Here is a 24,851-nt window from a genome sequence, read left to right as displayed (position 1 = left end):
GTGTCCGCCCGACGCGGAGCCCGCCCGGCGCCGTTCCCCCCGGCCCGCCGGCCGAGGCCCGCGCCGGGCACCGGAGGCGGGCCGGCGCGCGGACGCCGCGGGGTTCTCCGACGGGGCCGAGCCGGGTCAGAGCGCCTCCGCGTAGTCGGGCAGTACCAGGGACGAGTGGGTCCGGCGCCTCTCCTCCGCGTCCGACGAGGCCATCGCCCTCGCGGCCGCTGCGGGGTCGCGCAGCAGGGCGTTGCGGGCGTCCAGTTCCTCCCGCGTCGCCGGCGTCACCACTGTGCCGCCGCCGGTGGCGAGCGCCTGGTTGCGCTCCGCGAAGGGCCGCATCCTGCGCTCGTACGCCGTGAAGGCGTCCGTGTGGTGGGCGTGTACGGCCAGTTCGCCGGCCAGGACGTAGGCGCCGACGAGTGAGACGCTCGACCCCTGACCGGAGAGGAACGAGGTGGCGTGTGCCGCATCGCCGGTCAGTGCGACGCGGCCGTGGGACCAGGCGGGCATGTGGATCTGGCTCACGGTGTCGAAGAAGAGGTCGTCCGCCTCCCGCACCGCCTCCAGCAGGCGCGGCAGATGCCACACCCGCTCCGGGTAGCGCGCCGCGATCAGCTCCCGCAGGCCTTCGGGGTCGCGGAGGAGGCCGGGGGGCGGGGCCTCGTGCGTGAAGGTGAAGAAGCCGTGCACGGAGGCGGACGACTCGACGGCGTAGAGGACCGCGCTGCGTCCCGGCTCGTTCCAGATGACCGCTTCGTGCGCGAGGCCGAACTCGTTCGGCAGGGTGAAGACGGCGAAGACCTGCCCGAGGTAGCGGTGGAAGGGCTCCTCGGGGCCGAAGACCAGCCGGCGCGTGTTCGAGTGCAGGCCGTCCGCGCCGATCACCAGGTCGAAGGTGCGGCGCGTGCCGCCGGCGAAGACGACGTGGACGGCGTCACCGTCGTCGTCCAGCGTCGCGATCGAATCGTCGAACAGGAACTCGACCCGCTCCGGCAGCGACGTGGCGAGCGCGTCGGCCAGGTCCCCGCGGCGGATCTCGAGGTCGAGGCCCGCCTCTCCTCCGGTCACCTGTTCGGGCTGCAGGGACCCGATCGTCTCACCGGCGGCGTCCACGAAGGTGATCCGCCGGGAGTCGACGTGTGCCCGGCGCAGGCGCGGCAGCAGGCCCATGCGGTCCACGACGTCACGGGCCGTGCCGCGTATGTCGATCGCGTACCCGCCCCGGCGCACCGTGGGGGCCTTCTCGACGACGGTGACCTCGAAGCCGTACCGGTCGAGCCAGTACGCGAGCGCGGGGCCCGCGATGCTCGCTCCGGAGATCAGTACGCGCTGTGCGCGCCGGGCCGGACGGCCGGGACGGTCGGGGCGGTCGGGACGGGGCGTGTCGTTCACGCTTCTCACCTCTTCACTCTCCACCGGGGAGCGCCCCGGCTCGCAAGCGGTACGCACCGCACCGCGGCAGCGGAAAAGATGTGTACCTCAGGTATCCTTATGCGGCCCATACGGGCCCCTTGCCGGCGTGTGACCGGTACCACCGTAACAGATACCTAACTCAGGTATGTAAAAGGAGGTGTCATGTCCCCCGAACCCTCCGGGGAGCCCGCACCGGAGCACCGGGAATCCGCCCTCCTGGCCGTGTTTCCCCGGATCGCCCAGCTCAGCACGGCCATCACGAAGGGCCGGCTCGTCGAACGCGCCACCGATGAGGCGGGCCTGGCCCGCGACCGCCCCGCGATCGGCGTGCTCATGACCCTCCGCGTGGCCGGCAAGCCGTTGCGGATCGGGGAGATCGCCGACCGCATGCAGGTCGTGGGCCCGCACGTGACCCGTCAGGTCCAGATCCTGGAGAAGCGCGGACTCGTCCGCCGCGTCACCGACCCGGACGACGGCCGCGCACGCCTCATCGAAGCGACCGGGCCGGGTGAGGAAGCGGCCAACCGGTACGTGGCCTATCTGCTGGGCTGGTTCACCGAAGCGCTCACCGACTGGCCGCAGCGGGACCGTGACGACCTTGCCCGCCTCCTCGCACGCTTCGCCGACGACGTGACGGCGCGGCTGGCGCGGTTCGACGACGGGGGGGACCGGGCGTCCGGCGCGTGACGGCCGCCCCCGGGCGCACCCGCTGCCCGCCGGGCACCGCGAGGCTCAGCAGATGCGCGGCAGTTGCTCGCCGACCGGCATGTCCACGACGCGGCGGGCACCGACCAGGGTGCGCAGGAGGACCCGGCCCGCCGGGCCCGCCGTCGCCTCGCCGATCCGGACGGCGCCGGTGCCCTCCGCGCGCGAACGCATCGCCGCCAGGGCCGCCTCGGCGGCGGACGGGGCCACGAAGGCGACCATGCAGCCCTCGTTGGCGACATGCAGCGGGTCCAGCCCCAGCAGGTCGCAGGCCGCGGCGACCGGGCCGGGCACCGGCAGCGCGGACTCGTCGATCTCCACGGCCACCCCCGAGTCACGGGCGATCTCGTTGAGCGTGGCCGCCAGACCGCCCCGGGTCGGATCGCGCAGGGTGTGCAGCCGGGCGCCGACCGGGGCCAGGGCCTCCACCAGCCGGTGCAGCGGACGGGAGTCGGAGGCGATGTCGGCTTCGAACCCCAGGCCCTCGCGGGTGCTGAGGACGGCCGTGCCGTGCAGGCCGATGGGGCCCGACAGCAGCACCGCGTCCCCCGGGCGGGCGCGGGCCGCCGACGGGGCCAGGCCGGGGATGCGGGTGCCGATCCCGGTGGTGGTGATGAAGATCTTGTCGGCGGCGCCGCGCCCCACGACCTTGGTGTCCCCGGTGACGACCGGCACCTCCGCCTCGCGCGCCGCCTTGCCCAGCGAGCCCGCCACCGACCGCAGTTCGGACAGCGGCAGCCCCTCTTCGATGACGAGCGCCACCGACAGGGCGAGCGGACGGGCCCCCATCACCGCCAGGTCGTTGACGGTGCCGTGCACGGCGAGCGAGCCGATGTCCCCGCCGGGGAAGAACAGCGGGTGGACGACGAATCCGTCGGTGCTCATCACCAGTTCGGGCCGGCCGGGCAGCGGCGCCGCGTCCTCCAGCGGCCCCTCCGGCGGGCCCGCCGGGAAGCCGCCGACGGCCGGCAGCAGCAGGCTCTCCAGCAGCTCCGCGGTCAGCCGGCCGCCGGCACCGTGGCCGAGCAGCACGCGCTCGTGTTCCTCATGGGGGTTCGGGCAGCTGCTCACAGCGGGCTCCTGGTCCGTCCGGCCGCGTGGAACGCGGCGCAGGTGCCCTCGGCGGACACCATGGGCGCGCCGAGGGGATGGCGGGGGGTGCAGCGGGTGCCGTAGGCGGGGCAGTCGACGGGCAGGGCGGCGCCGGTCAGGATGGAGCCGGCCAGGCACTGGGGGTCCTCGGCCGGGTGCAGGTCCTCCACCTTGTGGCGGAGGGCCGCGTCGTAGTCGGCGAACTCCGGGCGCAGCCCGAGACCGCTCTCCGGCAGCGGGCCGATACCGCGCCAGGTCCGGTCCGTGACCCGGAAGACGTGCTCGACGATGCTCCGGGCGGCGATGTTGCCGTCCCGCCGCACGGCCCGCGCGTACTGGTTCTCCACCTCCGCCCGGCCCGCTTCGAGCTGCCGCACCGTCATGAGGATGCCCTCCAGCAGATCGAGCGGTTCGAACCCGGTGACGACGATGGGCACCCGGTAGCGGGTTGCGATCGGCTCGTACGCGGAGCAGCCCATCACCGCGCAGACATGCCCGGCGGCGAGGAACGCCTCCACCTCGCAGTCCGGGTCGTCCAGCAGCGCCGTCATGGCGGGCGGCACGAGGACATGGCTGACCAGCACCGAGAAGTTGCGCAGCCCCAGGCGGGAGGCGTGCAGCACGGCCATGGCGTTGGCCGGGGCGGTGGTCTCGAACCCGACCGCCAGGAACACCACCTCGCGGTCCGGGTGGAGCACGGCGAGCCGGACGGCCTCCATGGGCGAGTACACGACCCGCACATCCGCGCCCCGGGCGCGGAGCGACAGCAGATCGGTGTCCGAGCCCGGGACGCGGAGCATGTCGCCGAAGCTGGCGAGGGTCACGCCCGGCCGGGCGGCGATGGCCATGGCCCGGTCCAGCGTCTCCAGCGGCGTCACGCACACCGGGCAGCCGGGGCCGTGCACCATCCGCATCCCGGCGGGCAGCAGCTCGTCGATGCCCTGCCGGACGAGCGTGTGGGTCTGGCCACCGCAGACCTCCATGATCTGCCACGGGCGGGTGGCGGTGCGGCGCAGCTCCTCCAGCAGGCGGCGGGCCAGGGCCGGATCACGGTACTCGTCCAGATACTTCATGGTGCCTCGCTCGTCGGATGAGGTCCGCGCGCCCGGGCGCGCGGCTCGTGTGTGCGGTCGCGGTCGCGGTCCGCGGATGCCCCGCCCCCTCACCCCCGGTCCACGGTCAGGTCGAGGAAGTGGGTGGCGCAGGAGATGCACGGATCGTGGTTGCGGATGGCCCGTTCGCACAGCGCCGTCAGCTCCTCGTCCGTCGGATCGCCGCCGTCCAGCGCGGCCTGGGCCACGCTGCGCAGATCCGCCTCGATGGCGCCCTGGTTCTGCGCGGTGGGCGGCACCAGCCGCGCCGCGGTGACGGTGCCGTCCGCGTCGAGGACGTAGGTGTGGTGGAGCAGCCCGCGCGGGGCCTCCGTCGCCCCGTGGCCGGTGCCGGCGCGCGGCGGCACCTCCACGTACGGGTGGCGCGGCGGCTCGTACGCCTCGATGACGCGCAGCGCCTCCTCCACCGCGTGGACGGTCTCCACGCCGCGCACCAGCACGCTGCGGAAGGGGTTCCGGCAGATTTCCCCGAGCCCCGCCTCGTCCGCCGCCTCGCGCGCCGCGCCCGTCAGCCACCGGCCGCTGACCGCGTACCGGGCGAGGGGCCCGGTGAGATGGCGGCGGCCGTCGAGCCGGGAGTACAGGGCGGTGGAGTGCGGCAGCTGCTCCTCGGTGACGTGCTCGCCGAACTCGGCGACGGGGAAGGAGCGGAGCGGGCCGCCGCCGGCGGGCAGCACGGTGGGCGTGCCGCTGTCGATGGCGTACCCGCCGGGTTCGGCCAGGGCGAGCAGGTCGGCGTCGACCGCCGCGTCGGGGAAGTCGAAGCCGGACGCCCAGCGCACCGTCTCCCGGGCGTCGTCGAGGGACCGCCGCAGCCGCTCGGCGAGCGGCTCCAGTTCGGAGCGGGCGGGCACGCGGTGGAACCCGCCGAGGCGCACGTTGACCGGGTGGACGGCGCGGCCGCCGAGGAGTTCCAGGATCGCGTTGCCGGCCTGCTTCAGCCGCAGGCCCCGCTCGACCTCCGGGCGGTGGGTGCGGGCGAGTTCGATCGCGCCGTCACAGCCGAGGAAGTCGGGGGCGTGGAGCAGGTGGATGTGGAGGGCCTGGCTCTCGATCCACTCGCCGCAGTACAGCAGCCGGCGCAGCGCGGCGAGCTGCCCGCCGACCGTGACACCGCAGGCGTCCTCGATGGCCCGGCAGGCGCTCATCTGGTAGGCGACGGGGCAGATGCCGCAGATCCGGGCGGTGATGTCCGGTGGTTCGGTGTGGGCGCGGCCGCGCAGGAACGCCTCGAAGAAGCGCGGCGGTTCGTAGATGCGCAGCCGGGCCTCGGCCACCCGCCCGTCGTGGACGCGCAGCCGCAGCTCGCCCTCGCCCTCGACGCGGGCGAGGGCCCCGACGTGCAGCACGCGGGAGCCGCGGTGGGTCATGACGCCGCCTCCTTCCTCTGCTTCTGCTTCCGGTCCCGCTTCCGCTCCCGTGCGTCCCCGGAGGCCCGCTTCTCCCGCGCTCCGCCGGGGGCGGTGCCGCCGGCCCGCAGGCTCTCGAAGGCGGCGGCGGTGAAGGTGCGCAGGAAGCGTTCGACGGCGCGGTCGTCCATGCCGTCCCGGCGCAGCAGCGGGATCAGCTTGTCCGGGGCGGCGTCGGCGGACGGGCCGAAGCAGCCGTAGCAGCCGCGCCCGTAGGCCGGGCACAGGGCGCCGCAGCCGGCGTGGGTGACCGGGCCCAGGCAGGGGGTGCCGTGGGCCACGGTCACGCAGACCGTGCCGCGCCGCTTGCACGCGAAGCAGACGCTGTGGTCGGGGATGCCGGGCTTGCGCCCGGCGAGGAAGGCCGTGACGACCTCCAGCAGCTGGCCCCGGTCCACGGGGCAGCCGCGCAGTTCGAAGTCGACCTTCACATGGTCCGATACGGGGGTGGAGCCGGCCAGCGCGTCGATCTGCTCCGGGCGGGCGTAGACGGCCGCGCGGAACTCCGCCACATCGGCGAAGTTGCGCAGCGCCTGGATGCCGCCGGCCGTCGCGCAGGCGCCGATGGCCACCAGGTGGCGGGAGGCGGCGCGGATCTCGCGCACCCGTTCGGCGTCGGCGGCCGTGGTGACGGAGCCCTCGACCAGCGCCAGATCGTACGGGCCGGGCAGGACCGCCCGGGTCGCCTCCGGGAAGTAGCCGATGCGCACCCGCCCGGCCAGCGCCAGCAGTTCGTCCTCGCAGTTCAGCAGGGTGAGCTGGCAGCCGTCGCAGGAGGCGAGCTTGTACACGGCGAGGGTGGGGAGACCGTCCGCCCGCGCGGTGGCCCCGGCAGCGCCGGCCGTGGTGGTGCCGTCCGTGGTCATGTCACAGCTCCCGGGTGGCGAGGAGGGGCGCGGCACGGTCGTAGCCGAGGACCGCTCCGTCCCGGCAGAGCAGCAGCGGCCCGAGCTGGCAGTGCCCGCAGTGGCCGGTGCCGCAGCGCATGGTGCGCTCCAGCGAGACCAGCACGCGCTCCGGCCGCAGCCCGCGGTGCACCAGCTCCCGGGCGGTGGCCCGGATCATCACCTCGGGACCGCAGACGTACGCCGTGGTGCCGGGCGGGTCGAACCGCGCGTGCCCCAGCAGGCCGGTGACGAGGCCGACGTCGCCGGCCCAGCCGGCGTCCGGCCGGTCGACGGTGAGCGCCGTGCCGCCCGGGCCGGCGGCCGCCCACACGGCGGTCTCGTCGCGGTAGACCAGATCGCCGGGGGTGCGGGCACCGATGAGGACGTGGACGCGCCGGAACCGGTGCGGGGCGCGGAACACCTCGTAGACCAGCGGCCGCAGCGGCGCCAGGCCGATGCCGCCGGCGATGACGAGCACGTCGCCGCCCGCGGCCCGGGAGGTGTCCCACACGGTGCCGAAGGGGCCGCGCACCCCGACGGTGTCGCCGGGGCCCAGCTCGCAGAGGGCGGTGGAGACGGCGCCGACGGCCCGTACCGTGTGCATCAGCCGGTGGCGGTGCGGCAGGATGCCGCTGACCGAGACGGGGATGTCGCCGACGCCGAACGCGTACAGCATGGCGAACTGGCCGGGACGGAACGGCGGCAGGGCCTCGTCCAGCGGTTCGAGGACGAAGCTCGCGGTGTCGGCGGTCTCCGCGCGGCGGCGCACCACCCGGTAGGGGAGCGGCACGGCGGGCGGGCCGGTGCCGGGGGCGTACCCCGGATCTGCGGCGGGGCCGGGGCCGGTGGCGGCTCCGGAACCCGTACCGGGGGAGAAGCCGGTGGCCGAGGTCTTCACGGGAGTCCTCCGTCCGTGCGGTGCGCGGCGGCCGCGGGGACGCCACCGCCGGTCCGGCCGTCGCCGCCGGGCCCGTCCCGGCCCCCCGCCGCGTCGCGCGCCCGCGCGTGGAACTCCGCGGCCTCCTCGGTGATGTCGATACCGACCGGGCACCAGACGACGCAGCGGCCGCAGCCCACACAGCCGGAGCTGCCGAACTGGTCGTACCAGGTGGCGAGTTTGTGGGTCATCCACTGGCGGTGGCGGCTGCGCACCGAGGACCGCACCGGGCCGCCGTGCATGAAGGAGAAGTCCAGGTCGAAGCAGGAGTCCCAGCGGCGCCACCGCTCGGCGTGGTCGCCGGTGAGGTCGGTGACGTCCTCCGTGGTGGTGCAGAAGCAGGTCGGGCAGACCAGGGTGCAGTTGCCGCAGCTCAGACAGCGCTCGGCGATGTCGTCCCAGTGCGCGGAGTCCAGGCTGTCGCCCATCAGCCGCCGCAGGTCGACCGGCGGCATGGCTCGGCCCATCCGGCGGGACGCCTCGGTCACCCGGTCCCGGGCGGCCGCCGCCGTGGGCCGGTCGGCGGGCCGGTGCGCCACCTCCTCCAGGACGGCCGCGCCCTCCTCGCTGCCGACGCGGACGAGGAAGCGGTGCTCCCCGTCCCCGCGGCCGTCGGTGTCCCCGCCGCCGTCCGCGGTGGTGAGCTCCGTCAGCGCCAGGTCGTAGCCGTTCTCGGCCGCCGGGCCGCTGCCCATGGAGACGCAGAAGCAGGTCTCGCCCGGCTCGGTGCACTCGACGGCGACGATGAACGCCCGCTCGCGCCGGGCACGGTAGACCCCGTCGGGGTGGCGGCCGCCGGCCAGCACCCGGTCCTGCACGGCGATGGCCCGCAGATCACACGGCCGGACGCCGATGAAGGCGAACGACGGCCGCGCGGCGCCCTCCCCCTCCCCGGCGGTGACGGTGAGGCCGCCGTCCGGCGCGCGGTCGGCGCTCCACTGCCGCACCCGTTCCGGATGCAGATACGTCTTCCAGGACTGCGGCCCGGCGCTGTGCGCGAAGGCCGCGCCGTCGGTGCGCCGCCGCAACCGGTAGCGTCCGGCCGCCAGTTCGACCCCCCAGCCGTAGGGCAGCCGGTCGCCCGAGTCGATCTCGGCGAGGACGACGGCCCCGTCGCGCACGGTCGGCCCGATCACCGTCCGGCCGCGCGCGGCCAGCGCCCTCACGAGCGCGTCGAGCCCGTCCCGGTCGAGTACGGCCGGGGCGCCGATGTCCGTTCCGGTCTCCGCCATGATTCCCCCTCGGGGGTGTGGTCGGGTCTTGCTCGGTCCGGGGCCGTGCGGCGGCGGTCCGCCGTCCCTGTTCTCAGTGCCGGTGCGCCGCGACCGCCGCCCGCGGGGGCCGGGGGGCCCGTACCGGGGGACCGCAGGGCACCGCGCCGTACTCCTCGTACACCCCGGCGCGGTACGGCTCCGCGCTGTACGCCCCCGGGCCGGGGCCCGGTGCGCCGTGGCCGCCGTGCGGCAGGGCCGGTTCGCCGGGGACGACGACCACCGGACAGCGGGTGTGCCGCAGGCAGTCCCGCGCCACCGGTCCGCCGCCCGCGTCCGGGGTAACCGGCCCGGGGCCCGGTCCCGGCGGCGGGCGCCGCCCCAGGGCGAGCAGCAGGGCCTCGTCCGCGTACCGCAGGAGCACCGCCGCCGGCGGGCCCTCGGCGAGGACCGCGCGGACCCCGGCCTCCGCACCCGGCCCGAGCCCGGCGCGGAGCGCCCGCTCCAGGACCTCGCCGGCGCGGCCCCGCGACTCCTCCGCCGACGGGCGGGCAGCGGCCGGGGCATACGGCGCGCGGCGGACGGCGGCCGGCTCCCAGGCGTGGACGACGACGAGATCCGCGCCCAGCGACGGAGCCCGGGCGGCGGCCCACCGCAGCGCGGCGACCGAACCGGCCGACCCGTCGACGCCGACGACGACGCGCGGCGCCCGATGGCCCCCCGGCGGCCCGGGCGGCAGGGATGGCACGGGGGTGCGGCCGGATGCGGACATGGTGGCGGCTCCCGGAGGTCGGGGCGTGACGCGCCCAGTCTCGCCCCCCGCGCCCCACGGCCGTGAGGGCCGACGGGGCACGGCGCCCGGGACGTTCGGCCCCCTGCGGACCACGGCCCGGCTCAGCACGGTGAACAGAGCGGGCACCCCCCACCCGCGCGGCTGCCTTCACGTGCTTTCTCCGCACCGTCCGGTCGACGGCCTCGACACCGGCTGACGCGGCCGCGCCGCTTCACCGTGCCCACTCTGTTCCCTCCGCACTTGCCGACGGTGCGGGCCCGGGCGGCTCCGGAAGGGGCTCGCCCAGTTCGCCCGCCACCGCGTCCGTCATGGCGCGGAGAACATCGAGGGTGCGGCGGGCCTCCTCCTCGTCGACGACGGTGATGGCGAAGCCGACGTGCACGATGACGTACATGCCGGGCACCGCCTCCGGGGTGTACTCCAGGCAGGCCTCGCGCCGTACACCGCCGAAGTCGACGGTGGCCATGCGCAGGCCCGCGTCCTCGCGGACGTCCATCACCCGGCCGGGGATGCCCAGGCACATGGGGATCACGCTCCTCTCAGGCGTTCACGCTCGCAGCAGGGCCGCGGCGACGGCCGCCTGGCCGTAGCTGATGCCGCCGTCGCCGACCGGGACGGCGCTGCCGGTCAGCACCCGCAGCCCCCGGTCGCGGAGCAGCGCGGAGACCTCCGTGAGCAGACGGTGGTTCTGGAAGCAGCCGCCGGCCAGGCAGACCGTGCGCGGCGCGCCCTCCGCGACGGCCCGTTCGACCAGGGCGGCGGTGGCCGCGGCGACCGCGGTGTGGAACGCGGCGGCCAGCTCCGGCACCGGGACCCCCGCGGCCTGCCGCTCCAGCAGTCCGGTGAGGACGGGCACGGGGTCGGAGACCCACAGCCCGCCCGCCCGGACGACGCGCCAGGAAGGCGGCTCGGCGCGGACCGTGCCGGCCGCCGTCTCCAGGGCCACGGCGGCCTCGCCCTCGTAGGAGACCGTGTCGCCGAGGCCGAGCAGCGCCGCCGCCGCGTCGAACAGCCGCCCGACGCTGGACGCGCGGGGGGAGTTGAGGCCGCGGGCGATCATCGCCCGGACGACGGCCACGTGGCGCGGGTCGAGCCGGCCGGTGAACGGGCGGGCGAGTGCGGGGGGCGGCGGGGGCGCGCCCAGGGGTTCGGCGCCGTGGAGGTAGCCGAGGGCCATCCGGGCCGGGTTCCGTACCGCCGCCTCCCCGCCCGGCAGCGGGGCCGTGCCCCAGCGGCCGACGCGGCGGCAGCCGGTCAGGCCGGCGACCAGGATCTCGCCGCCCCACAGCGTGCCGTCGTCGCCGAGCCCGAGGCCGTCGTAGGCGACACCGGTGACCGGCTCCCGCAGGCCGTGCTCGGCGGCGACGGCGGCGATGTGCGCGTGGTGGTGCTGGACCGGGACGAGGGCGTCCGGCAGCAGGGCCCGCGCCCACTGGGTGGAGAGATAGCCGGGATGCGGGTCGTGCGCGACCACGCGCGGGGTGATGCCGGTGAGCCGCGTCAGATCGGCGTACGAGGCCGCGAACGCCTCCTGGGCGCGGGCGTCCTGGAGGTCGCCCGTGTGCGGCCCGAGGACCGCGCGGTGACCGGAGGCCAGGGCGAAGGTGTGCTTGAGCTGCGCCCCGGCCGCGGCCAGCGGGACAGCCGCGGGCACGGGCAGCGGCAGCGGCGCCGGGGCACAGCCGCGCGCCCGGCGGACGGTCAGCGGCCGGCCGCGGGCGACGAGCACGACCGAGTCGTCGTAGCGGGCGCGGATCGGCCGGTCGTGGAAGAGGAAGCCGTCGGCGACGGAGGACAGCAGCCGGACGGCCTCGGCGTCGTCGGTGGCGATGGGCTCACCGGCGAGGTTGCCGCTGGTGACGACCAGCGGCCGGGCCAGGTCGTGCAGCAGCAGATGGTGCAGCCCCGACGTGGGCAGGAACAGCCCGATCCGGTGGGTGCCGGGGTGGACACCGGGCGCCACCGGGCCCGGCGGGGGCGCCCTGCGGCTCTCCACGGCGGCGCCCGGATCCGGCCGGACGGGGGCCGCGCCGTCCGGCGCGGGGGGAGGCGCCGGGGTGTGGGCGGCGAGCGGCGGCGCGGTGTGGGCGCGGCACAGGACCACCGGGGCGGCCGGGGAGGTGAGCACGGCCTGCTCGGCGGGGCCGACCCGGGCCAGCCGCCGTGCCGCGGCCAGGTCGCGCACCATCACGGCGAGCGGCTTGGCGGGGCGGTGCTTGCGCCGCCGCAGCTCGGCCACGGCCGCCGCGTTCCGCGCGTCGCACACCAGTTGATAGCCGCCCAGTGCCTTGACGGCCACGATGCCGCCGCCCGCGACGACGGCGGCCGCCCGCCGCAGCGCCTCCCCGCCGCTCGCGGACACCGGCCCGCCGGCCGCCCGCCACGCAAGCCGGGGCCCGCACTCGGGACAGGCCAGCGGCTCGGCGTGGAAGCGCCGGTCGGCGGGGTCGGCGTACTCGGCCGCGCACCGCGCGCAGAGCGGGAAGCCGCGCATCGTGGTGCGTTCGCGGTCGTACGGCAGGTCCTCGATGACGGTCGCGCGCGGGCCGCAGTCGGTGCAGTTGACGAAGGGATAGCGGTGGCGGCGGTCGGCGGGGTCGAACAGCTCGCGCAGACAGGCCGCGCAGGTCGCCGCGTCGGGCGGGATCTCCCGGACGGCCGCCTCGCCGGCGCGGGCCACGTCTTCGACGGAGTCGTCGTCGCCCTCGCCGTCCGCCGCCCTGTCAACCAGGTCCGGGGGCAAGGCCGTTGAGCCGGGCACCGGGCGGGCCGTCCGGTCCCGGCCGCCGTCCGCGCCGTCCATGTGCGGAGTGCTGTCGCGGACGGCGAAACCCGAGCCCGGGTCGGGGGCACGTCCGGTCAGCCGGGTGACGCGGACCCGGCCGACCCGCGCGAGTGGCGGGGCGTCACCGCGCAGCTGTTCGACGAACGCGTCCAGCGCCTCCGGGGGCCCGGCGGCGGTCACGATCACCTGCCCGCCGGCGTTGCGCACCCAGCCGTCCAGGCCCAGACGGGTGGCGGTGCGGTGGACGAACGGGCGGAAGCCGACGCCCTGCACGGTGCCGGACACCTCGACGCGCCGCGCGGCCCGCGCGGTCCCGTCCGTCGTCCCGGACACGGTGGTTCACCCCCCGCCGTCGCCGTCGCCGCCTGCTCCGGCCGCGGCGGTGCCCCCGCCCGCGGAGGCGCTCCCGTCCGGCCCGGGGCCCGGCGGCCGGTCCGGGCCGGGGCCGCCCGCGGACCCCGGGCGTTCCGCGGGCCGCGCCGGCCCGGCAGGGATCCCGGGCGGGCCGTCCCCGGAGCATCCGGTCCCGCCGCCGCTCCCGATGTCGGCCTCGATCCGTGCGGTGAGCGGCTCCACGGCCGCGGCGACCGGAGCGGACAGCCCGGTGCCCAGGGTGCTGTCCGCGCCCTCCACCGCGTACACGACGAGACGGGCGGGCAGCGTGCCCAGCGCGCGGGAGAGTTCCACCGCCTCGCCGAGCCCGAGCCCGTGCGAGCTGGCCGCCCCGTCCCGCCACAGCCGGCGCCGGTCCAGCTCCAGCCGGTGGACCCGGCCCGGAGACGGAGGGTGCGCGTGGGCGGCGTCCACCACCACGGCCAGCTCCGCGCCCTCCCACAGGCCGATCAGCCGCCCGGGATCGCCGTCGCACTCCCGCAGTTCGGTGCCGGGAGGTAACGGACTCCCCTTGCCCTCCGCGCGCTCCCGGAGCCGTCCGACGACCCGCCAGGCCACCCCGTCGTCGCGCCGGAAGTCGTTTCCGACGCCGATGACGACGGTGCGTCCGGAGCCGCGCCGGCCGGTCATGGCGCCGCGGCCTCCGCCCGAGCCGGGAGGGCCGGCGGGAGCCCGGCGGGCGCCGGGGAGCCGAGGGCCTCGGCCAGGCCGGCGCTGACGTCGAAGACCCGGGCGAGCCGCGTCAGGCGCATCACCCGCAGAATGTGCCCGTCGCTCGCCACCAGGCGCAGCCGGCCACCGCGGGACAGGACACGGTTGCGGGCCCGGCACAGCATGGCCAGGCCCCGGCAGTCGAGGAACGTCACCGCCCGCAGGTCGACCACCAGGTCGGGGGCGGCGGGGGCGGTGAGCGCGTCGAGGCGCACGGAGAGGGCCGGGGCGGTCAGGATGTCGATCTCCCCGCGCAGTTCGGCGACGACGACGCCGTCGATCCCCCGTACGCGCAGGCCGTCCGCCGTGCGACTCCCGGCCTCCACCATGGTCGTCCACCTGTCTCTCGGCCCGGTTGTACCCCGCGTACAGCCGGCGCGTCCTCAGCTAAGAACAGCGGCCCCGCCCGGGGAAGGGCCCTATGGCCCCGGTCGTCCCGGGACGCCCGGCCCTGCGGGACGGCGCGAACGCGGGGCCGTGCGCCCCCGGCTGGGGCCGGTCAGCCTCTCCCGGACGGCGCGTGCGCGGTGCGAGAGTACGGGTGCCGGGAGCGCTCCCGCGCCCGTAACCGCGGGTTCGGGGCCGAGGTCACACCGGCCGCACCCGGCACCGGCCCGCCGGTGCGCGCGGCGCCCCGGCGGACACACCGGCCGGGCCGCCCGCCGGGCACCCCCGGCCGTACCGGCCCCGTAGCGGAGAGGAGCGGACATGACCCCGCGGCGCGTGGTGGTGGGGGTGGACGACTCGGTCGCCTCCGTGCGGGCCCTGGACATGGCGGCCCGGGAGGCCGAGCACTGCGGAGCCCTCCTGGAGATCGTCCACGCCGTCCCCGCCCTGGACCGCGCCGGGCCCGTCCTGGAGTCGGCCGTCGGCCGGGTGATGGAGCGCCACCCCGAACTGCCCGTGACGGGCACCCCGGTCGTCGGCGATCCCGCGCGGGCCCTGGTGCGCCGCGGCCGCAACGCCGTCCTCACCGTCGTCGGCCACCGCGGTCTCGGCGGCGCGGCCGGACTGCTGCTCGGCTCCGTCAGCCTGCGCGTGGCGGCCGGCGCCCGCGGGCCGCTGCTCGTCGTCCGCGGCAGCCGGCTCCCCGCCGAACGGCGCCCCGAGCGCCGCGGAGTGCTCCTCGGCGCGGACGAGGCCACCGACGCCGAGGCCGCCGTCTACGCCTTCCGCGAGGCCGAGCGGCGCGGGACCGCCCTGCGGATACGGCAGACCGGCCCGCCCGCGCCGGCCCGCTCCCGCGCCGGGCGCCGCCGGGCCCACGACCGCAGGCGCGGACTGCTGTGGGCCACCGGGCGGGCCGATGTGGTCGTCGTCCCCGCCCACCGCAGGCCCGGCCCCTTCGGGCCGCGGCTGAGCCCGGTCGCCCAGGCCCTGCTGCGCCGCTCGCACTGCCCGGTCATCCTGGTCCCGGTGACGGCCCCGGCCCACCGGAGCATCGGTACGGCGGCGTGAGCCGACCGCCGCGCGAGCCGGGTCGCGCAGGGAGCGGCGCCGCCCGGGAGCGGCGCCGCCCGTCCGTGCGGCGGCTCAGCGGCCCCAGCGCAGCCCGGGGGTCGCCACCGGCGCGTCCCACAGCCGCAGCAGCTCCTCGTCCGCCCGGCAGAGCGTCACCGAACAGCCCGCCATGTCCAGCGAGGTGACGTAGTTGCCGACCAGCGTGCGGGCCACGTCCACCCGGCGCTCCCGCAACACCCGGTGCACCTCGGCGTGGAAGCCGTAGAGCTCCAGCAGCGGGGTGGCGCCCATGCCGTTGACGAGCAGCAGCACCGGCTCGCGGGGGTCCAGGTCCTCCAGGACGGCGTCCACGGCGAAGTCGGCGATCTCCCCGGACGTCATCATGGCGCGCCGCTCCCGGCCCGGCTCGCCGTGGATGCCGATGCCCAGCTCCAGTTCGCCGGGCGGCAGGTCGAAGGTGGGGCCGCCCTTGGCCGGGGTGGTGCAGGCGCTCAGCGCCACCCCGAAGCTGCGGGAGGCGTCGTTGACCCGCCGGGCCAGGGCCTCCACCCGCTCCAGCGGCGCGCCCTCCTCGGCGGCGGCCCCGGCGATCTTCTCGACGAAGAGGGTGGCCCCGGTGCCGCGCCGCCCGGCGGTGTAAAGGCTGTCGGTCACGGCCACGTCGTCGTTGACCAGGACACTGGCCACCTGGATGCCCTCGTCCTCGGCGAGCTCCGCCGCCATCTCGAAGTTGAGGACGTCCCCGGTGTAGTTCTTCACGATGAACAGCACCCCCGCGCCGCTGTCCACGGCCGCCGCGGCCCGCACCATCTGGTCCGGGACGGGGGAGGTGAACACCTCGCCCGGGCAGGCCGCGTCCAGCATGCCGTGGCCCACGAAGCCGCCGTGCAGCGGTTCGTGCCCCGAGCCGCCGCCCGAGACGAGGCCGACCTTGCCGGGGACGGGCGCGTCCCGCCGGACGATCACGCGGTTCTCGACGTCGACGGTCAGCTCGGGATGCGCGGCGGCCATCCCGCGCAGCGCGTCCGCGACCACGGTCTCCGGAACATTGATCAGCATCTTCATCACGCGTCTCCCAGGCGGCTCGACACCGGTCGTCCCCACCAGTGTGCTGAACGGGGGCGTCACCGCACCGGAAGTCGGCGATCCCGGTGGTTCGCGAGACCTCCGGCACCCCGGCCGGCGGCGGGCCGCTGCGTGGTGTGGGCGTTCCTCACCTGCGGTGATGACCGTCCGGCCGAACCCGCCTTGCGGATTTGCCTGTTTTGTCCGTATCGGGTTGGTTACCCGTCGGACCGAGAGCTGACGGGGGTCGAACGCCCTGCGGGGCGACAGGCGAAGGGAGGCACCCATGAGCGACTCGGCACGTGCCAGTCATGCGAGTGCCGGACCCGGTCGGCAGACCGGGGAGACAGCCGGACACGAGGCCGCGGCCACGGCCGGAGAGGCCCGACACGCCGCCGGAGAGGTGCGAGCCACCGCCGGACACGAGGCCAAGGCGGTCGCGGACACGGCACGCGAACAGGCCGGTTCGATCGCCGGTGACCTGCGTGACCGCGCCAGGAGCGAGGCGGACGGCCAGGTCCGGCGCACCGCGGGCTCCGTCCGGCAGTGGGCCGATGAAGTGGCGGGCATGGCCGGCAACGCCCCGGAAGGCTCGCCGGCCCGGACCATGGCCGAGAAGGTGGCGGACGGCGGGCACCGCGCTGCCGACTTCCTGGAGAAGCGAGGCGCCGGCGGGATCGCCGAGGAGATCCAGTCGTTCGCGCGGCGGAAGCCGGGCGTCTTCCTCGGCACGGCCGCCGCCGCGGGGCTCGCGGCGGGCAGGATCGCCAAGGACCTCAAGTCCGCGTCCTCCGGGACGGAGAGCGGGGGCGAGGAGACCGCGGCGGACCGGGCCGGCCCGATGCGCGACCGGGCCGCCGGAGCCGGTGGCCGCACCGGACCGTCCGGGGAGAGCCCGGCGCCGTCCCGCGGCACCCGTCCCGAGACGGGGGACCCCGGTGTTCCCGGGCGGACGACCGCACGCGAAGCCGACTGGCCGGGCCTGCCGGGCCGGCCGCCGGAGGTGGGCTGAGATGACCTTGACCACAGCACGGGGAGCCGGAACGGCCCCGTCCCCGGCCGCGGAACGCGACCGCGAGGACGTCCTCGGCGACCTGGAGAAGGCCGGCCTGGAGAAGGGCGGAGCCACCGAGCACACCGCACGGAGCCATGGGGAGAGCGGCGGAGAGCCCTCGATGGGCGAACTGGTCTCCCGGGTGACCGACGACTTCAGCAGGCTGCTGAGCCAGCAGGTCGAGCTGGCCAAGGCGGAACTCAAGGAGGAGGGCGTCAAGGCGGGCAAGGTGGCCGGGATGTTCGGCGGCGCCGCGTTCGCGGGCTACATGGTCGCCGTGTTCCTGTCACTGACCGCCGTGTTCGCGCTGGCGAACGCCATTGACCCGGCCTGGGCCGCGCTGATCGTCACCGTCCTGTGGGCGGTCGCCGGCGGTGTGCTGGCCCTGATGGGCCGGGCCCGGTCGCGGGAGATGTCCCCCGCGCCGGAACAGACCATCGAGACGCTGAAGGAGGACGCGGAATGGGCACGGCACCCGACTCACCCGACCGGATAAGGGCGGGCATCGAATCCACCCGCAAGGAACTGGCCCACGACGTCGACGAGCTGGCCGACCGCGCCAGCCCCCGCCGGGCGGTCGAACGGCGGCGCGAGCGGATGCGGCAGGCCGTGTCCGGCGCCCGGGAACGCGTGATGGGCAGCAGCTCGCACGGCAGGGAACAGGCGCGGGAACGGACCCGGCACACCGCCCACTCCGTCCAGGAGACCTCCGCCGACGCCGCCGAATCCGTCCGGAGGACCGCCGAAGAGGCCGGCCACCGGGCCCGCGGGGCGCCGCACGAGGCCGCCCGCCGCACCGAGGGCAACCCGGTGGCGGCCGGAGTGATCGCCTTCGGCGCCGGGATGCTGGGCGCGTCGCTGCTCCCCGACTCCGAGACCGAGCAGCGGACCGTCTCCCGGTTCGCCGAACGGACCGGTGGCGCCACCGGCCCCGTGAAGGCGGCGGCCGAAGAGTACGCCGGACGCCTCAAGGCGGGCGCGGGGGAGACCGCGCGGCACGCCGCGGAGGAGGTGGCGCGCTCGGCCATGAGCGCCGCCCGGCACACCGGGGAGGAGGCCCGAGGGCAGGCCGGCCACGTCGGCGGCCGGGCCCGGGAATCGGGCCGCACGGTGGCCGGCGAGGCCAAGGACCGCGGCAGCGGTTCGTAGCCGCGGACGGGCGCCCGGACCGCCGTCCGGGCGCACCACGACACGGTGCGGGCGGGTCCGTACGGGCCCGCCCGCCGTCGTGCGCCGGTCCTTCGGCGACCATGGGCGGAGCGCGGGGCGGTGCGCGTCCGTCCGCCGCCCCGGCGCCGTGCGCCCGCACCGGGGCAGCGGGACGGCGGACCGCCCGGCGGCACGCGGCCGGGACGCCGCGGCGCCGTACCACCCCACGGGGCGTTACTGCGCCAATCCCCCTCGCCCGGCCGGGAGTTGTCACCCGGCCACCGCCGGCGGCCCCGGGCTCCCGCCGCCAACCCGCACGGCGCCGTACACAGTTCACACACGGCTCGTCATACTGGAGTCCGCCGAGGAGGGCGCGAATCGACGGGGGCGGCGATCGCAGTGGAGAAGACGGGACTGGTCCGCGGCCGCTACAGACTGCTCGAACGGATCGGGCGTGGCGGCATGGGCGAGGTCTGGCGCGCCCTGGACGAGTCGCTGGGCCGCCAGGTCGCCGTCAAGTGCCTCAAGCCGCTCGGACCCGAACTCGACGACCACTCCGCCCGCGTGCTGCGTGAACGCTTCCGCCGCGAGGCCCGGGTGGCCGCCTCGCTCCAGCACCGCGGGATCACGGTCGTCCACGACTTCGGCGAGGACGACGGCGTGCTCCACCTCGTCATGGAACTCCTCGACGGCCGCCACCTCGGGCAGGTGCTGGAGGACAACGGCCGCCACCCGCTGTCCCTCCCGGACCTGGTGGACGTCACCGGGCAGATCGCCGCCGCCCTCGCGTACACCCACCGGCAGGGCGTGGTGCACCGCGACCTCAAACCGGCCAACATCGTCCGGCTCGCCGACGGCACCCTGAAGATCTGCGACTTCGGCATCGCCCGCCTCGCCCGCGACATGGACCCCGGCTCCCGCCTGACCAGTGCCGGAATCGCCATGGGCACCCCGCACTACATGTCGCCCGAGCAGATCTCCGGCGGCTCCGCCGACCACCGCAGCGACCTCTACTCGCTGGGCTGCGTGCTCTACGAACTGGCCACCGGCACCCCGCCGTTCGACCAGGAGGACGCCTGGTCCGTCCTCGTCGGCCACCGCGACACCCCGCCCCGCCCGCTCCGCGACCACCGGCCCGAGCTGCCCGAGCCCTTCGAACGGCTGGTGCTCGACCTGCTCGCCAAGGATCCCGGCGACCGTCCCGGCGACGCCGCCGAACTCGGCGACCGGCTCGCCGCCGCCCGCTACGCCCACCCGGCCGGCACCCCCGTACCGCTCACCGAGCCGTACGAGCCGCGGCTGCCGGCCTGGACCCGCGGCATGACCACCGGCGCCAAGGCCGTCGGCGCCCTCGACCGCGCCACGCCCCCCGACGTCTCCACCGGGCTCACCGGCCCCTGGACCGGCGGCACCGGCCCCACGGCCACCGGCCCGCCGCCGCAGGCACCGGGGCGGCCCCCGCCGCCGTCCGGCGCGGCCGCCGCTCTCGCCCGCCGCCACGAGTCCGGGCTCACCCTCGCCCGCCACGGCCGCTGGGCGGAGGCCGCCACGACGCACCGCGCCGTGGCCGCCGAACGCGAGCGGATCCTCGGCCCCGACCACCCGGACACCCTCGCCAGCCGCTACGAGGCCGGCACCGCCCTGCTCCGCGCCGGACGCCCCGCGGAAGCCCTGAGCGAGTTCGAGCGGGTGGCGGAGCCGCGGCAGCGCGCCCTCGGCCCGGACCATCCCGCGACCCTCCTCGTCCGGCAGGACCAGGCCCACGTCCTCGGGCGGCTCGGCCGGCACTTCGAGGCACACCAGCTCTACGCCGCCGTGCTCGCCGCCCGCGAACGCGCCGACGGCCCCGGCCACCCCGACACCCTGCGCTGCCGCCACAACCTCGCCGTCACCCTGGGCCGGCTGGGACGGGCCGCGGACTCCTACCGGACGGCCTCCGAGGTCGCCGCAGCCCGCTCCCGCACCCTCGGCCCCGACCACCCCGACACCCTGGTCACCCGCCACGAGGTGGCGCACGCCCTCGGACAGCTCGGCCGCTGGGCGGACGCGCTCCGCGTCTACCGGGAGATCGCCGCGGCCCGGCGGCGCGTCCTGGGCCCGCTCCACCCGGACACCCTCGCGGCCCGGCAGGAGGAGGGCGTCAGTCTCGGCCGGCTGGGCCGCGGCGCCGAGGCCCTGGAGCTGTACCGCGACCTGGTCGAGCAACGGACCCGGGCCGGCGGCCCGGAGGACCCCGACACCCTCCGCGCCCGGCACGGGGTGGGCGTCAGCCTCGGCCGGCTGGGGCGGTGGCCGGAGGCGCTGAGCGAGGCCCGCGAGGTCTGCGCCGTCCGGGAGCGGGTCCTGGGCCCCGGGCACCCGGACACCCTCTCCGGCCGCCGGGAGATCGCCGTCTGCCTGGGCCGGCTGGGCCGCTGGGAGGACGCCCTCGACGTCTACCGGCGGGTCGCCCGCGACCGGGAGAACGTCCTCGGCCCCGGCCATCCGGACGCCCTGGCCAGCCGGGGCGACGAGGCCCACTGCCTGGAACAGCTGGGACGGTCGGCGGAGGCCGTGGAGATCTACCGCCGCCTGGCCGGGCTCCGCGGCGGCGGCCCCGCCCCGGGCTGACGGCTCCCGGGGCGGGAACGCTGTCCCGAGGGCTTCCGGAGACCTCCGGGCGTCCAGGTATCCCATGGCTCCCGGGCTTGCGGAGACCTCCGGGCCTCGGGGTGTCCAGGGCTTCCGGGGCCGGCGGCGGCCGTGAGCCGGCGCGGGCCGGGCGGGCGGCCGCGGACGGAGACACTCGGCGTGCGGCGCGGGGAACGGTGCCGCGCTCGCCGGGGCGGTGCGGTGTCGCTCCGGGGCGGTGGGTTTCCGGCGGGCGTAGTGCCCCGTGCCGTGCCCCGCGCCGGGCGCGGCCGCACCGGCGCGGGAGCGGCTGCACCGCGCCGGGCCGGCTACGCCGCGCCGGGCCCCGACGCCCCGTGCCGGTCCGAGACGGGCCACACGTACGGCAGATCGTCCGGAACCCCGGGAAAGAGCGGCCCGTACCGCTCCGGGTCCTTCCGTACCAGCGCCGACCGGTGGCTCAGATGAAAAGCGGGGTCGCCCAGCCACGGCGGCAGCTCGCCCGCCGCCCCGAGATCCTCCTGGGACCGGGCCGCCGTGCGCCCCGTGGCGTGGGACAGATCGGTGACCAGGGTCGCCGCGCAGGTGTCCCGGCGGCCGTCCTCGCACCACACCCGGACCATGTCCAGGCCGTACCGGACCAGCGCCTCCTCGTAGCCCGCCCACATCCGGACGGCAGGGTGGTGCCGCCAGCCGTACCCCGGCACGGTGAGACCCCGCAGCACCTGGATCGTCTCGACCCGCTGCTTGCCCAGCCGCCGCGCGTCCAGCACCCGGGCGCTCTCCAGGAACTCCGCGTAAGGGAGGAAGGTCTGCATCCGCCACCTCACCCGCCGGCACCCGTACGACCACGACCGTGACCACGGCCGGGGCCGCAGTCACGGTGAACAGAGCCCGGTGCCGTGCACCGCACCACGACGGCCGCGCCGCGGCCACGCCGGCCCGGCCGGGGGCGGGCCGGCGCACAGCGGTGCACCCGCGTGTCCGGCCCGGCTTGCGCACCGAGCACCCGGTGCGGCACCGCGCCCCGGCGCAGGCCCGTACGCCGCACTGGGCGACCGCACAGGGGCGGCCTCACGGCACGACCGCACGCCACCCCGGCGGGGGCCGGGTCCGTACCGCGCCCGCCTGCGGTGATCCTCGCAGCCCGCACCGCGTTCCGCGACCGCTGGGAGCCGTACCGGGCGTGGTAACAAGAGCCATGCCGACCACACCGGAATCCACCGCACCGGAACCGAGCCCCCGGGAGCCCGCCGCGTCCTCCGCACCGGCGGCCCCGATCCGGGGCGCCTACGACGCCGTCATCGTCGGCGGCGGGCACAACGCCCTGGTGGCCGCCGCCTACCTCGCCCGGGCCGGCCGCAGCGTGCTGCTGCTGGAGCGGCTGGACCGGGTCGGCGGCGCGGCCGTCTCCACCCGCCCCTTCGCCGGGATGGACGCGCGCCTCTCGCGCTACTCGTACCTGGTCAGCCTGCTCCCCGGGAAGATCGTCAACGATCTCGGGCTGGTCTTCGCCGTCCGGCACCGCTCCGTCTCCTCGTACACCCCCGCCGTCCGCGACGGCCGGCCCACCGGGCTGCTCGTCGGCGGCGGCACCGCCCGCACCCGTGCGTCGTTCGCCCGGCTCACCGGCTCCGACCGGGAGTTCGAGGCGTGGCAGCGCTTCTACGGCATGACGGGCCGGCTGGCCGAGCGCGTGTTCCCCACCCTCACCGCGCCGCTGCCCACCCGGGCCCAACTCCGCGCCCGGATCGACGACGAGGCGGCCTGGCAGGCGCTGTTCGAGCAGCCGCTCGGCGTCACGATCGAAGAGACGTTCACCGACGACCTGGTGCGCGGCGTCGTGCTCACCGACGGCCTCATCGGCACCTTCGCCGACGCCCACGACCCGGGTCTCGCCCAGAACCGCTGCTTCCTCTACCACGTGATCGGCGGCGGCACCGGTGACTGGAACGTGCCCGTGGGCGGCATGGGCGCGCTCACCACGGCCCTGGCCGGCGCGGCCCGCGCGGCGGGCGCCGAGATCCGCACCGGACACGAGGCGACGCGCCTGGAGACGGACGGCACCCACGCCGAGGTGACGTACCGCCACGCGGACGGCACGGGCACGGTGGCGGCGCGGCACGTCCTCGTCGGCGCCTCCCCCGAGGAACTGGCCGCGCTCCTCGGCGACGGGCCGCCCGCGGCCGGACGCGCGGAGGGCTGCCAGCTCAAGGTCAACATGCTGCTGCGCCGGCTGCCCCGGCTGCGGGACCCGGAGGCCGACCCGCGCGAGGCGTTCGCCGGCACCTTCCACATCGCCGAGGGCTACGGCCAGCTGGCCGAGGCCCACCGGCAGGCGGCGGCGGGGGAGCTCCCCGGGGCACCGCCCAGCGAGATCTACTGCCACTCCCTCACGGACCCGTCGATCCTCGGGCCGGAGCTCGCGGAGAGCGGCCACCACACCCTCACCCTCTTCGGCCTGCACACCCCGGCCCGGCTCTTCGAGGGCGGCCCGGCGCAGGACGGCGGGGTGAGCGGCGGCGTGCTTGGTGGGGACGGCACCGGGGACTCCGTCCGGGACCGCCTGCTCCGGGCCACCCTCGCCCAGCTCGACGCCCACCTGGCCGAGCCGCTCGCCGACTGCCTCGCCACCGACGCCGAGGGCAGGCCCTGCATCGAGGCGAGGACACCGCTCGACCTGGACCGTGAACTCCGGCTGCCCCGCGGCCACATCTTCCACCGTGACCTGTCCTTCCCCTACGCCACGGAGACCACCGGCCGCTGGGGTGTCGAGACCCGGCACGCCAATGTGCTGCTGTGCGGGGCGGGCGCGGTGCGCGGCGGCGGGGTCAGCGGCATTCCCGGCCACAACGCGGCCATGGCGGCCCTGGGCCGCTGAAGGGCCGCACCCCCGGCGGGCCCTTGGCCTTCTGCCCGCCGCCGTCCGTCCGGAATCCGCCCCGTCGCACGGGCGGTGAAGGAGGCGCACCGGACCGGCCCTTCGGCAACTCACGTGCTCCCGTGCGCCGTTGACTCCTCCGGCGGCGCACGGAGGGAGCGCGCTCCGGAGCGGCCGGGTGGAGGCCGGCCGCCCGACAGGGCCCGGTGCGGTCCGGCGCCGCCGCCGTACGGGATTCCGGATACCGTCGCTGAGGCGTCCGTCCGCAGCCCGGGCCCCTCCCGTCCCGCACCGCTGCCCCGGATGTGACGTTCCGTGCTCGCCGCGTCGCATTCCGTTGGGGGTGCGGGGGGTTCACGTCCGGCACTCATGGGCCCTTCCGTGCACCCCTCTGTGTGCGTGAACCCCCTTTGAACACTGCCGCCCGCGCGGTATCGGCCGTTCACTGGTAGCCATGAGACGGCGGGCCGCACTCCGCCGGTGACCGAAGGGCAGGGCGATGAACTCGCGCGAGTTACGGGAGCCGCCGGTGTGCACGGCGCGGACGGCATCCCTCGTACCCCGGGAGCCGCATGGCGCCCGGGCGGCCGTCCACCCGGCGGAGAGATGCCGGCGGATCGGCCTGGCGGCCGGTGCCCCGGAGTCGGTGGGAGCGGCGCGCCGGGCGGTCGCGGAGACGCTCCGCGAGTGGCGGTTGCCCTCGCTGGCCGACGACGTGACGCTGTGCGTGTCGGAGCTGGTCGGCAACGCGGTGGAGCACGCCGCGCCGCACCCGGAGCCCCCGGCCGGGCACGGCGCGGCCGGGCACCGGAGGCCGCCCGGGCACGGACCCGCCGGTGACGGACACCACGAAATCGGCGTGACGCTGCGCGCCTGGCCGGAGTGGCTGTTCCTGGAGGTCACCGACGGGGACCCGCGGCCGCCCGCCCCTCCCGCGGCGCAGGTCCCGCCGCACGAACTGCCCGCGGCCCTCCCGGGCTTCCCGCTCGCCGACCGCGGCCGGGGCCTGTTCCTCGTCAACACCCTGGCCGACGCAACCTGGTGGGCGCCCCGCGCCCGAGGCGGCAAGAGCGTCTTCTGCCGCTTCGATCTGACCGACAGGGCCGTCTGAGCGGCCGGCCGGACACCGCGACATACGGGTGTGCGATGCGGGACCCGGACGCCCCGCAACCGGATTCCCCGCAGCGGT

Annotated in this window: 21 protein-coding genes and 1 pseudogene; 8 read left to right on the top strand and 14 right to left on the bottom strand. The window is 76.7% G+C overall.

The window, feature by feature from the left end:
* Window positions 1-126: 126 nt before the first annotated feature.
* Window positions 127-1,386: an FAD-dependent monooxygenase gene (locus SXIN_RS01745; protein WP_019708200.1), complete on the bottom strand. Its 1,260-nt coding sequence runs from the start codon at window positions 1,384-1,386 to the stop codon at window positions 127-129.
* Between the two features lie 183 nt (window positions 1,387-1,569).
* Between SXIN_RS01745 and SXIN_RS01740 the strand changes: the two genes are divergently transcribed.
* Entirely contained in the window at window positions 1,570-2,094 is a 525-nt protein-coding gene (locus SXIN_RS01740) for a MarR family winged helix-turn-helix transcriptional regulator (RefSeq protein WP_019708201.1), read from the top strand.
* Between the two features lie 45 nt (window positions 2,095-2,139).
* Here the strand turns inward: SXIN_RS01740 and hypE are convergent, their stop codons facing one another.
* From hypE to SXIN_RS01685, 11 genes and pseudogenes are all read right to left on the bottom strand, one after another.
* Window positions 2,140-3,183 carry a hydrogenase expression/formation protein HypE gene (gene hypE, locus SXIN_RS01735; protein ID WP_095756471.1) on the bottom strand — a complete coding sequence of 348 codons (1,044 nt, stop codon included), beginning with the start codon at window positions 3,181-3,183 and terminating at the stop codon, window positions 2,140-2,142.
* Window positions 3,180-4,277, bottom strand: coding sequence for a hydrogenase formation protein HypD (gene hypD / locus SXIN_RS01730; protein WP_019708203.1), 1,098 nt, complete (start codon window positions 4,275-4,277; stop codon window positions 3,180-3,182). The genes hypE and hypD overlap by 4 nt, the downstream gene beginning before the upstream one ends.
* An 89-nt stretch (window positions 4,278-4,366) precedes the next feature.
* On the bottom strand, window positions 4,367-5,686 hold the full coding sequence (locus tag SXIN_RS01725) for a Ni/Fe hydrogenase subunit alpha (protein WP_019708204.1): 1,320 nt from the start codon (window positions 5,684-5,686) through the stop codon (window positions 4,367-4,369).
* Window positions 5,683-6,591, bottom strand: a complete 909-nt coding sequence (locus SXIN_RS01720; RefSeq protein ID WP_019708205.1) for an NADH-quinone oxidoreductase subunit B family protein — start codon at window positions 6,589-6,591, stop codon at window positions 5,683-5,685. Before SXIN_RS01720 ends, SXIN_RS01725 begins: the two co-directional genes overlap by 4 nt.
* 1 nt (window position 6,592) lies before the next feature.
* Window positions 6,593-7,402, bottom strand: coding sequence for an FAD/NAD(P)-binding protein (locus tag SXIN_RS01715; RefSeq protein WP_039820873.1), 810 nt, complete (start codon window positions 7,400-7,402; stop codon window positions 6,593-6,595).
* Window positions 7,403-7,506: 104 nt separating this feature from the next.
* The gene (locus SXIN_RS01710) at window positions 7,507-8,781 is read right to left on the bottom strand and encodes a 4Fe-4S dicluster domain-containing protein (RefSeq protein WP_095756470.1); all 1,275 of its coding nucleotides are present in this window, start codon (window positions 8,779-8,781) and stop codon (window positions 7,507-7,509) included.
* A gap of 73 nt (window positions 8,782-8,854) precedes the next feature.
* Window positions 8,855-9,532 (bottom strand): universal stress protein, encoded by a 678-nt coding sequence (locus SXIN_RS01705; RefSeq protein WP_095756469.1) that lies wholly within the window; start codon window positions 9,530-9,532, stop codon window positions 8,855-8,857.
* 232 nt (window positions 9,533-9,764) lie between these two features.
* Complete coding sequence (locus SXIN_RS01700) at window positions 9,765-10,076, bottom strand: HypC/HybG/HupF family hydrogenase formation chaperone (RefSeq protein ID WP_019706698.1); 312 nt, start codon at window positions 10,074-10,076, stop codon at window positions 9,765-9,767.
* Between the two features lie 24 nt (window positions 10,077-10,100).
* The gene (locus SXIN_RS01695; RefSeq protein ID WP_095756468.1) at window positions 10,101-12,671 is read right to left on the bottom strand and encodes a carbamoyltransferase HypF; all 2,571 of its coding nucleotides are present in this window, start codon (window positions 12,669-12,671) and stop codon (window positions 10,101-10,103) included.
* Between the two features lie 207 nt (window positions 12,672-12,878).
* Window positions 12,879-13,361 (bottom strand): annotated as a pseudogene (locus tag SXIN_RS01690) (hydrogenase maturation protease); the annotation flags it as partial.
* On the bottom strand, window positions 13,358-13,771 hold the full coding sequence (locus SXIN_RS01685; protein WP_107501125.1) for an STAS domain-containing protein: 414 nt from the start codon (window positions 13,769-13,771) through the stop codon (window positions 13,358-13,360). The pseudogene SXIN_RS01690 and the gene SXIN_RS01685, both read right to left, overlap by 4 nt.
* A gap of 379 nt (window positions 13,772-14,150) precedes the next feature.
* Between SXIN_RS01685 and SXIN_RS01680 the strand changes: the two genes are divergently transcribed.
* Complete coding sequence (locus SXIN_RS01680; protein ID WP_192883540.1) at window positions 14,151-14,900, top strand: universal stress protein; 750 nt, start codon at window positions 14,151-14,153, stop codon at window positions 14,898-14,900.
* 75 nt (window positions 14,901-14,975) lie between these two features.
* On the opposite strand, the gene dhaK is transcribed toward SXIN_RS01680, so the two are convergent.
* Complete coding sequence (gene dhaK / locus SXIN_RS01675) at window positions 14,976-15,968, bottom strand: dihydroxyacetone kinase subunit DhaK (protein ID WP_095756467.1); 993 nt, start codon at window positions 15,966-15,968, stop codon at window positions 14,976-14,978.
* 286 nt (window positions 15,969-16,254) lie between these two features.
* Between dhaK and SXIN_RS01670 the strand changes: the two genes are divergently transcribed.
* The 4 genes from SXIN_RS01670 (at window position 16,255) to SXIN_RS01655 (ending at window position 20,781) form a co-directional block, all read left to right on the top strand.
* Window positions 16,255-16,980: a hypothetical protein gene (locus SXIN_RS01670; protein WP_157916232.1), complete on the top strand. Its 726-nt coding sequence runs from the start codon at window positions 16,255-16,257 to the stop codon at window positions 16,978-16,980.
* Between the two features lies 1 nt (window position 16,981).
* Entirely contained in the window at window positions 16,982-17,518 is a 537-nt protein-coding gene (locus SXIN_RS01665; RefSeq protein ID WP_019706167.1) for a phage holin family protein, read from the top strand.
* Window positions 17,485-18,171 (top strand): DUF3618 domain-containing protein, encoded by a 687-nt coding sequence (locus SXIN_RS01660; RefSeq protein WP_095756465.1) that lies wholly within the window; start codon window positions 17,485-17,487, stop codon window positions 18,169-18,171. The genes SXIN_RS01665 and SXIN_RS01660 overlap by 34 nt, the downstream gene beginning before the upstream one ends.
* Window positions 18,172-18,570: 399 nt before the next feature.
* Window positions 18,571-20,781 (top strand): serine/threonine-protein kinase, encoded by a 2,211-nt coding sequence (locus SXIN_RS01655; RefSeq protein ID WP_095756464.1) that lies wholly within the window; start codon window positions 18,571-18,573, stop codon window positions 20,779-20,781.
* Between the two features lie 329 nt (window positions 20,782-21,110).
* Here SXIN_RS01655 and SXIN_RS01650 read toward each other — a convergent pair whose 3' ends face one another.
* Window positions 21,111-21,599 (bottom strand): MSMEG_6728 family protein, encoded by a 489-nt coding sequence (locus tag SXIN_RS01650; protein ID WP_019706805.1) that lies wholly within the window; start codon window positions 21,597-21,599, stop codon window positions 21,111-21,113.
* Between the two features lie 383 nt (window positions 21,600-21,982).
* Here SXIN_RS01650 and SXIN_RS01645 point away from each other — a divergent pair, with 383 nt between their 5' ends.
* The gene (locus SXIN_RS01645) at window positions 21,983-23,662 is read left to right on the top strand and encodes a phytoene desaturase family protein (protein ID WP_095756463.1); all 1,680 of its coding nucleotides are present in this window, start codon (window positions 21,983-21,985) and stop codon (window positions 23,660-23,662) included.
* Window positions 23,663-24,161: 499 nt separating this feature from the next.
* A complete protein-coding gene (locus SXIN_RS01640; RefSeq protein ID WP_095756462.1) occupies window positions 24,162-24,773 on the top strand; it encodes an ATP-binding protein in 612 nt (203 codons plus the stop codon).
* Window positions 24,774-24,851 lie beyond the last annotated feature (78 nt).

This window comes from Streptomyces xinghaiensis S187 (genome assembly GCF_000220705.2).
GTDB classification, from domain to species: domain Bacteria; phylum Actinomycetota; class Actinomycetes; order Streptomycetales; family Streptomycetaceae; genus Streptomyces; species Streptomyces xinghaiensis.
This window is presented reverse-complemented; position numbering and strand designations above follow the sequence as displayed.